The 9,012-nt window shown below is 72.0% G+C and carries 11 protein-coding genes; 7 read left to right on the top strand and 4 right to left on the bottom strand.

From position 1 onward, the window contains the following. Positions 1-207 precede the first annotated feature (207 nt). Entirely contained in the window at positions 208-441 is a 234-nt protein-coding gene (locus tag ACIBM5_RS20500) for a DUF4287 domain-containing protein (RefSeq protein WP_355531872.1), read from the bottom strand. Between the two features lie 169 nt (positions 442-610). Between ACIBM5_RS20500 and ACIBM5_RS20495 the strand changes: the two genes are divergently transcribed. After that, entirely contained in the window at positions 611-982 is a 372-nt protein-coding gene (locus ACIBM5_RS20495) for a hypothetical protein (protein ID WP_391585489.1), read from the top strand. Between the two features lie 93 nt (positions 983-1,075). Here the strand turns inward: ACIBM5_RS20495 and ACIBM5_RS20490 are convergent, their stop codons facing one another. From ACIBM5_RS20490 to ACIBM5_RS20480, 3 genes are all read right to left on the bottom strand, one after another. Next, positions 1,076-1,666, bottom strand: a complete 591-nt coding sequence (locus ACIBM5_RS20490) for a hypothetical protein (protein ID WP_396008169.1) — start codon at positions 1,664-1,666, stop codon at positions 1,076-1,078. Between the two features lie 197 nt (positions 1,667-1,863). Further along, complete coding sequence (locus ACIBM5_RS20485) at positions 1,864-3,084, bottom strand: acetyl-CoA C-acetyltransferase (RefSeq protein ID WP_391585487.1); 1,221 nt, start codon at positions 3,082-3,084, stop codon at positions 1,864-1,866. Positions 3,085-3,240: 156 nt separating this feature from the next. Further along, positions 3,241-4,344 (bottom strand): SGNH/GDSL hydrolase family protein, encoded by a 1,104-nt coding sequence (locus tag ACIBM5_RS20480; protein ID WP_396008168.1) that lies wholly within the window; start codon positions 4,342-4,344, stop codon positions 3,241-3,243. A gap of 253 nt (positions 4,345-4,597) precedes the next feature. Here ACIBM5_RS20480 and ACIBM5_RS20475 point away from each other — a divergent pair, with 253 nt between their 5' ends. The 6 genes from ACIBM5_RS20475 (at position 4,598) to ACIBM5_RS20450 (ending at position 8,665) form a co-directional block, all read left to right on the top strand. Further along, positions 4,598-5,974, top strand: a complete 1,377-nt coding sequence (locus ACIBM5_RS20475; protein WP_391585485.1) for a cystathionine beta-synthase — start codon at positions 4,598-4,600, stop codon at positions 5,972-5,974. Between the two features lie 155 nt (positions 5,975-6,129). Then, the gene (locus ACIBM5_RS20470) at positions 6,130-6,693 is read left to right on the top strand and encodes a GNAT family N-acetyltransferase (protein ID WP_396008167.1); all 564 of its coding nucleotides are present in this window, start codon (positions 6,130-6,132) and stop codon (positions 6,691-6,693) included. Between the two features lie 202 nt (positions 6,694-6,895). Then, complete coding sequence (locus ACIBM5_RS20465) at positions 6,896-7,525, top strand: helix-turn-helix domain-containing protein (protein WP_391585483.1); 630 nt, start codon at positions 6,896-6,898, stop codon at positions 7,523-7,525. 57 nt (positions 7,526-7,582) lie between these two features. Continuing rightward, entirely contained in the window at positions 7,583-7,705 is a 123-nt protein-coding gene (locus ACIBM5_RS20460) for a hypothetical protein (protein WP_391585482.1), read from the top strand. Between the two features lie 55 nt (positions 7,706-7,760). Next, positions 7,761-8,081: a hypothetical protein gene (locus ACIBM5_RS20455; RefSeq protein ID WP_396008166.1), complete on the top strand. Its 321-nt coding sequence runs from the start codon at positions 7,761-7,763 to the stop codon at positions 8,079-8,081. Between the two features lie 341 nt (positions 8,082-8,422). After that, on the top strand, positions 8,423-8,665 hold the full coding sequence (locus tag ACIBM5_RS20450; protein ID WP_391585480.1) for a chaplin: 243 nt from the start codon (positions 8,423-8,425) through the stop codon (positions 8,663-8,665). The last annotated feature ends 347 nt before the right edge of the window (positions 8,666-9,012 follow it).

Below are 9,012 nucleotides of genomic sequence, written 5' to 3'. Positions count from 1 at the left end.
ACGACCCCCGCCCCCACCCCCCCCCCCCCCCCCCCCCCCCCCCCCCCCCCCCCCCCCCCCCCCCCCCCCCCCCCCCCCCCCCCCCCCCCCCCCACTTCTGCGTATGCGGAATGCGCGGATCTGCGGAGTCGACAGTGGTGGCGAGTGGTCAGCGTGGCAGGGGTCTTCGACGGTGGATCGGCGACGCGGCGGCCTGGAGGCGGGGGATCAGCTGACCCCGCCCGGCGCGTGCCGGCGGCGGTCGTGCTCGCGGACGATGGCGAGGGCGTGCCCGTGTCCGAGGTTGTGCTCGCCCTGGAGCCAGGAGACCCGGTCCTCGAACCGGGAGAAGGCCGGACCGGCCTCGATTTCCTTGAACCAGTCGGGGAGTTCGCGGCCGGTGCAGACGGGCACCCGAGCCACGAGGTTCCGGTGGGTCTCTTCGGAGAAGTGCAAGGACATAAGCGCCTCCGGTGAGCGTTCCGTTACCCGAGCGTGCATGACGGGCGAACGGTTGGCAAGCGGTCGAAGCCGACCCGCACGCGGTGTGCGCACTGGGTACGCTCCGGTTATGTCGTCCCGCATCCCCATCCCCCCGGTCGGGAAACCGTCCGTTTCCCTCACGGTTGACGTGGGTCCCTTCGTGAAGGAGTCCGGCGCGGTCGCCGACCGACTCCGGCACCTGTCCGAGGCCCGGTTGAAGGCGCCGCTGACCGCCCGTCAGGAGACCTCGCCGAGCCGGGCGGGCGCGGCCCTCGCGCTGGCCCAGTGTCTGGCCGACCTGGCGGCCGCGGTCGAGGGCGAGCCGCTGCGCGAGATCCCGGATCTGGGCGTGTTCGTGGTGGGCGATCAGGTCGCGGTCACCTCCGGCGATCTCGCCTCGGCGCTGGGGCCGTTGGCCGAGGAACACCCGCTGATCCTGCAGGACGGCGAGCCGACGACGGCCGGTGACGTGGTGCGTCGGGCGCGGGAGATGGTGCGCGAGTTGTCGGCGGCGATCTGAGCGACGCGGGGTGCGGCCGGTGTCCGCCGGGCAGGGCCCGGGGCCCGTCGTCGGCCCGCTTGGTGGTGCTCGACGCGGGATCGAGGACGGACCCTAGGCCGGCGGTCGCACGTACAGACGGTCGGCCAGGGCGTACGTGGTGTCCTCGTCCATGCCGAAGGTCAGGGTCCAGCCGCCGCCGATCTCGGAGGTGCCGAGCAGGCGCACCGGCCGGCCCAGGGACAGTGCGACGTCGATCAGCGATGCGGCCTCCGGGTCGCCCGGCATCACCACCAGCGAGCTGCCGTCGGCGAAGTCGAGCACGGCCGGCCCGCCGGCGCCGCCGGGGGAGCCGGTGCGCACGCGGGTGATCGGGGTCGCACCCGCGACCAGGCCGGTGAGGTAGTCGCCGGTGAGGTGAGTGGGCAGCAGCGGGGTCAGGTTCTCCGACGGGTGTGGACGGCGGCCGGTCGCGTCGTCGTCCGGGTCGACCCGGTCGGGGAAGTCGTCGCGCCCGGGCCCGGGGACGGTCAGCGGTGGTCGCTCGGCGTCCCGGCTGCGGAAGAGATGATCGAGGAACGCCTGGTCCCAAATCTCCGTGGCGGCACGGGCGCGGAGCCGCCGGGAGAGTCGGCGCACGACGGCGGTCACCGCGACGGCGCATGCGGCGGTGATCAGGACGGGGACGATGTAAGCGTTCGGCATGACGTGATCCGCAACCCTTGGCCAACCCGAGGAAGAGCTTCTTCCTCCAGGGTCGCGCCGTCCGCGGCCGGCCGCCAGAGCGTGACGTCCCGAGTGGGCGAGACCTCGGGCCGACCCGGTCGAGTGGTGAGCGGCGAAGCCCGCCCGGATTGTCCGGACGGGCTTCGCGCGGGTGTCGAATCGGGTCGGTGGTCGGGTCAGCTCAGGCGTTCGAGGACCATGGCCATGCCCATGCCGCCGCCGACGCACATGGTCTCCAGGCCCCACTGCTTGTCGTGCCACCGCAGGGAGTTGATCAGTGTGCTGGTGATCCGCGCGCCGGTCATCCCGAACGGGTGGCCGATCGCGATCGCGCCGCCGTTGACGTTGACCTTGTCCAGGTCGAAGCCCAGGTCCCGGTAGGAGGGGATGACCTGCGCGGCGAACGCCTCGTTGATCTCCACCAGGTCGATGTCCGCCGAGGTCAGGCCCGCGCGGGCCATCGCGATCCGGGAGGCCTCGACCGGGCCGTAGCCCATGATCTCCGGCGACAGGCCGGACACGGCGGTGGAGACGATCCGGGCGAGCGGGGTCAGGCCGAGCTCGCGCGCCTTGGTGTCCGACATCACGATGACCGCGGCGGCGCCGTCGTTGAGCGGGCACGCGTTGCCCGCCGTCACCGTGCCGTCCGGGCGGAAGACCGGCTTGAGCCCGGAGATGCCCTCCAGCGTGGTGCCCGCACGCGGGCCGTCGTCCTTGCTCACCACGGTGCCGTCCGCGAGCGTGACCGGCGTGATGTCCTCGGCCCAGAAGCCGTCGGCGATCGCCTGCTCGGTGCGGTTCTGCGAGCGGACCGCGAACTCGTCCTGCTCGGCCCGGGAGATGCCCTTGTGCTGGGCCAGGTTCTCGGCGGTGAAGCCCATCCCGATGTAGACGTCCGGGAGCAGACCCTGCTCGCGCGGGTCGGCCCAGGTCGAGCCCTTCTCGACGGCCTCGGTGGTGCGGGTCGCGGCGTCGGCGAAGAGCGGGTTCCTGGTGTCCGGGATCGAGTCGCTGCTGCCCTTGCCGCGGGTACTGGTGACCATTTCGACGCCGGCCGAGATGTACGCGTCGCCCTCGCCCGCGCGGATCGCGTGCATCGCCATCCGGGTGGTCTGCAGCGACGACGAGCAGTAGCGGGTGATGGTGGTTCCGGGCAGGTGGTCGTAGCCCAACATGACCGCGACGTTGCGGCCCATGTTGAAGCCCTGCTCGCCGCCGGGCAGACCGCAGCCCAGCATCAGGTCGTCGATGTCCTTGGGGTCCAGCGCCGGGACCTTGTCCAGGGCGGCGCGGACCATGAGCGCGGTCAGGTCGTCCGACCGCAGGTCCTTCAGGGAACCCTTGAAGGCGCGACCGATCGGGGAGCGGGCGGTGGCGACGATGACTGCTTCGGGCATCGGGACTCCTTGTTGGTCTTTGCGGCCGTCGGTACGAGGACCCCGAAGGGACTCTCGTCGGTGCGGAAGCGCAACTGACGCTGAAGTTACTGCCTGGTAGCCAAAAGTGGGAGGGGCGGATCATGCGACCTGCCCCACGCCATAACTGACGCCCAGTCAGATTTCTTCCGCCACATTACCCCGGGCGTCCCCGAACGGGGTTGGCGCAGTCCGCTCGACCTTCGCATCACCCTCGGCGGCGGTGTCCGGCTCGGCATCCGACTCGGCGTCCGGATCCACCGTCGCGGGGGTGGGGATCTGCTGCCTGCGGCGGTGGCGCAGCAGTGCCCACCGGCCGCGCGGGCCGCGCTCGCGCCCGCCGACGTCGGTGCCGGTCACCTCGGTGCCGCCCTCGGCGGCGGCCTCGATCGCGGCCTGCGCGATCGGCAGCACGCCCTCGCCGCGGAAGCTGTCCGGGCTCACCTCGTCCAGCGGCCACAGGTCCAACGCGGCGCACAGGGACGGCAACGAGGCCATCGCGGCGGTCGCGTAGCCCTCGACCGAGGGGTGGAAACGGTCCGGACCGAACATCGCCTTGGGCCGGGCCAGGAATTCGGGCCCGAGCAGCGAGCCGAGCGAGACGGTACGGCCGCCCGCCTCGACCACGGCGATGGTCTGCGCGGCGGCCAGGTTGCGGCTCCACTGCCGGGCCAGGTAGCGGAGCGGCTGCGCGATCGGCTCGATCGTGCCCAGGTCGGGACACGTGGCCACGACCACCTCGACGCCGGAGGCGATCAGGCGGCGGGTGGCCTGTTCGAGGTGGCGCACCGACTCGGCCGGGCGCATCCGGTGGGTGACGTCGTTCGCGCCGATCATGATCATCGCCACGTCGAGGTCGTGTCGCAGGGCGAGGGTGACCTGACGCTCCAGGTCCGAGGACTGGGCGCCGGAGAGGGCGACGTTGACCAGTCGTACCGGCACCTCGGCGACGGCGGCCAGGCCGGAGGCGAGCAACGCGCCGGGGGTCTGCATCGGGTCCTCGACGCCGAGGCCGGCGGCGGTGGAGTCGCCGATCACCGCGAACGTGATCGGCTCGCCGGGCAGATCGCCGTACATCCCGTCGGCGCTCGGCGGGTCGCCGTCGGGTTCGCCCACCGTGCGGCGGGCCATCTTCGCCTCGGTGTACAACACCGCGAACATCGCCCCGGTCAGCACTCCCACGCCGCCGCCACCGAAGGCCGCGGCCGCCGCCACCCGGCGGGCCATCCGAGTGCGCATCATCGCCGGGCACCGCGGCCGGCCGTCGTGTACAAGACCTCGGGCTCCTCCCCGTCGCGGACTCCACGCCGACCCTAACCGACCGTCAGGTTCGTCGGCGGACAGCGGGGCGCGGTGCGGCGCGCGGCGTGGGCGCGGTCGGGGCCGCAGCGCCGTGTCCGGCGGGAAGGCGGCGACTAGGCTGGGAGAAGTTAGCGCAATGTGAGGATATTGGGCCATCCGGCCCCGGCTGATGCGCACTCATGGCGGAGGTTCCGTGCGGTACCACGAATCCATGCTCGACCTGATCGGGGACACCCCCCTCGTCAAGCTCAACTCCGTCACCTCGGGGTTGTCGGCGACGGTGCTGGCGAAGGTCGAGTACTTCAACCCGGGCGGCTCGGTCAAGGACCGGATCGCCGTGCGGATGATCGACGCGGCCGAACAGTCGGGCGCGTTGCGTCCGGGCGGCACGATCGTCGAGCCCACCTCCGGCAACACCGGAGTCGGGCTGGCGATGGTGGCGCAGCGACGTGGATACAAGTGCATCTTCGTCTGCCCGGACAAGGTCAGCATGGACAAGATCAATGTCATGCGGGCCTACGGGGCCGAGGTGGTGGTCTGCCCGACCGCGGTCGACCCCGAGCACCCCGACTCCTACTACAACGTCTCGGACCGGCTGGTGCGCGAGACGCCCGGCGCGTGGAAGCCCGACCAGTACTCCAACCCGGAGAACCCGCAGTCGCACTACCTCTCCACGGGTCCCGAGTTGTGGGAGCAGACCGACGGCCGCATCACGTGCTTCGTGGCCGGCGTCGGCACCGGCGGCACCATCTCCGGGACCGGGCGCTTCCTCAAGGAGGTCTCCAACGGCGGCGTGCGCGTGGTCGGCGCCGACCCGGAGGGCTCGGTGTACTCCGGCGGCAGCGGCCGGCCGTACCTGGTCGAGGGCGTCGGTGAGGACTTCTGGCCGACCGCGTACGACAGCGCGGTGCCGGACGAGATCATCGCGGTGTCCGACCGCGACTCGTTCCTGATGACGCGCCGGCTGGCCCGCGAGGAGGGTCTCCTGGTCGGCGGCTCGTGCGGGATGGCCGTGGTCGCGGCGCTGCGTGCGGCCGAGCGGCTCGGGCCGGACGACGTGGTCGTGGTGTTGTTGCCGGACTCCGGGCGCGGCTACCTCAGCAAGATCTTCAACGACGAGTGGATGGCCGACTACGGCTTCCTGGACGCGGACCCGAACGAGGCCACCGTGGCCGACATCATGGCCCGCAAGCAGGGCGACCTGCCCGCCCTGGTGCACGTTCATCCGGAGGAAAGCGTCGGCGACTCGATCGCGATCCTGCGCGAGTTCGGGGTCAGCCAGATGCCGGTGGTCAAGCCCGGGGCGGGGCACCCGGACGTGATGGCCGCCGAGGTGGTCGGCTCGATCGCCGAGCGCGACCTGCTGGACGCGCTGGTGTCCGGTCGTGCCTCGGCGGGCGACCCGCTGGAGAAGTTCATGTCGGCACCGCTGCCCGTGGTCGGCTCCGGTGAGCCGATCGCACGGCTGGCGCGGGTGCTGGAACAGGCCGACGCGGCGCTGGTGCTGGTGCACGGCAAGCCGCAGGGCGTGGTCACCCGGCAGGACCTGCTGGGTCACCTGGCGGGCTGAGTCGGCCGTGTTTCGCCACCGGGGCGGCGACGTCACCGGATCGGTTCGCTCCGGACACGCCCACGTAGTCGATGCGTAACACCGCCTCGACACCGTGGGGGTTCGGCGGGGAGGACCGCGAGGGGACCGCTCCGGTGGCGAGAGGCGGTAGGGACATGACGGCGATGCCGATGCGGGGCCGAGCCCGGCTCACCGTGGTGGGTGCGGTCGGCGCGGACGAGTGGCCGTCGCACGTACGGGTGCGGGTGGCCCGCGCCGAGGACGCCGCGCGGGTGCGGGCGATGCACGAGCGGTGCTCTCCGGAGACCCGCCGATTGCGCTACTTCACCTCGGCGCCGCGGCTGCCGGAGGCCGCGCTGAGCCGGTTGCTGGTGCCGGAGCACGGGGTGAGCCTGGTGGCGGTCGCGCCCGACGGTGCGATCGGGGCGCTGGCCACCCTGTTCCACCCGGCGTCCGAGCCGGTCGCCGAAGTGGCGCTGCTGGTCGAGGACGGGTGGCAGCGGCACGGGCTCGGTACCACGATGCTGCGCTCGCTGGTCGAGCACGCGGCCGTGCGCGGGGCGAGCGACCTGCGGGCGCACGTGTTGCCGTGGAACCGGCGCATGCTCGCCCTGTTCGACCGGGCCGGCCTGGTCAGTCGGCGCGGCTACGAGGACGGCGTGGTGCTGGTGGAGGCCGAGGTGCCGCCGGGGGTGCGCGTGCCGGGGCGTTGTGCGTGAGGGGCGGCGGCCCGGCCCGGTGTGGGTGAGTGCGGTGACCGGGTGCGCTCGGCCCGGCGTGGGTGAGGCCGGCTCGTCGTGGGTTTCCGGAGGTGCCCGACCGAGGCGGGGGATATCGGGGCGAATATCCGATTTGCGCTTGAATATTTGCCTCTGAGGCAAGTTAATTGCCTCGCTGGCCGGGTCTGCCTAGCCTCGAAGCATGGTCGCCTCTCCAAGCTACGACACCGACGAGCCGGAATCGACACCCGCCGAGGCGGTGCCGACCGGGCTCGGTGATCGGTTGCGTGCGGCCCGTCGGGCGAACGGCTTCAAGCTCGACGAGGCCGCGCAGTTGACCAAGCTCTCCGTCGCCTATCTCTCCCGGCTCGAACACGAGCGCCGACAACCGTCGCTGCCCGCCCTGTTGACGTTGGCCCGGGCCTACAACACGACCGTCTCCGAACTGCTCGGCGAGGACAGCGCGTCGGCCGAGCCGGTGGTTCGCGCCCGCGCGGCCGAGCCGGTCGAGGCGCACGGCTGGACCTACTGGCGCGTGGGTAGTCCGCGCCGCGGCATGCAGGCGCTGCGGGTGCGGGTGCCGGCGGGCCGGGCGGACGGGCCGGGGCGGGTGCATCCGGGCGAGGAATGGCTGTACGTGCTGACCGGTCAGCTCCGGTTGACCCTGGACGGGGCCACCCATCTGCTCGCGCCCGGCGACGTGGCGCACTTCGACTCGGGTCTGGCGCATCGGATGGAGTCCGCCGACGCGTACCTGCCCGTCGAGTTCCTGATGGTCCATGCGGCGCCGGCGCTGGTCGCGTTCTCACCGTGCCTGCCCGCTCATGTCTGAGCCGCTCGTGTGTGAGCCGCCCCGGGGCCGAGCCCGTCCAAGTCTGAGGAGTTCGCCGTGATGGAGAGCGAGAAGAGCCGGGCGAACGGGATGTGGATCCGGATCGCGATCTACATCCTGGGATTCTCCGTCGTGTTCGGGGCGCTGATGTTCACCGCGGTGACCTACGGCCACCGCTGAGCACGCGGCGCGTCAGCGCGCCGGCGGCCGGTCGCGGGCCCGTAGGCTCGCGCTCATGGAAAACGCGACTTCCTCGGACACCACGACCCGCTACATCCGGCTCAACCTCGAAATCGTGCTGGAGGTCACCGACGCCGACGCGCTGCGGGCCGCGGCGCTGGACAGCGTCAAGGCGGACGAGGAGCTGTCACCGGGCGACCGGGCCGACGCGACCGCCGCCATCGAGAGCGACCTGGCCGAGTCGGTCTCGTACCTGATCGACCCGTTCAGCCTCGTCGAGGACATCGCCGGCACGGAACTGAGCGAGGCGGGCTGGCAGTCCGAGGGCGCCGAGTACCTGCCCGAGGACGACGACGAGGACGACGAGGACGCCTGACGTCCCGACGGTTCGTGCCCCGGTCGACCGGGCGCGGCCTCGACCTCCGCAGACCGTACGCAGACCCCTTCGTCCCCCACGCCCCGCGAAGCCTCGGCTTTGCGGGGCGTCGATCGTTGGGGGCGGGGTCGGGCGGGGTCGGTCCGAGCGGTCGGGGTTGGTCGGGTCGGGCACGTGGCGCGGGTGGTGCGCGGGCGCCTGCCACCGGCGTACGGCGCAAGCGTGCTTCCCCGCAGGGGTGAATCGGCGGCCAACCGGACGGTGGCGCGTTGCTCATCGCCGCGGGCTTCGTTGTCCCACGTGCCGCATCCGTTCGTGCGGCACTGTGACATGGAGGAAGAATGAACACGGTCAAGAAGGCGGCCATCATCACCGCCGCAGCCGGTGGCATCCTTGCCGCGGGCATGGGTGCTGCAAACGCCAGCTCCGAGGCGGACGGCGCTGCCGTCGGCTCGCCGGGTGTCGCCTCGGGCAACAACATCCAGGTTCCGGTGCACATTCCGGTGAACCTGTGCGGCAACAGCATCAACGTGGTCGGTCTGGTGAACCCGGCGTTCGGGAACGTCTGCATCAACCACGGCTGAGCTTGAAGCTTTCGGTGGGCGCTGTGCTGGGTGACCGGTACGGCGCCCTCTGTCGTCTTTGGTTCGCCTCATGCGCCGGCGGGGCTGGGTGGCCTCAAGCGCCGGCCGGGCTGCTTGGCCTCAAGCGCCGGCCGGGCTGGGTGGCCTCAAGCGCCGGCCCGGCTACTTCGCCTCAAGCGCCGGCGGGGCTGGGTGGCCTCATGCGCCGGCCGGGCTGGGTGGCCTCAAGCGCCGGCCCGGCTACTTCGCCTCAAGCGCCGGCCGGGCTGGGTGGCCTCAAGCGCCGGCCGGGCTACTTTGCCTCAAGCGCCGGCGGGGCTGTTTGGCCTCAAACGCCGGCCCGGCTG

The organism is Embleya sp. NPDC050493 (assembly GCF_044458105.1).
Classification (GTDB): domain Bacteria; phylum Actinomycetota; class Actinomycetes; order Streptomycetales; family Streptomycetaceae; genus Embleya.
This window is presented reverse-complemented; position numbering and strand designations above follow the sequence as displayed.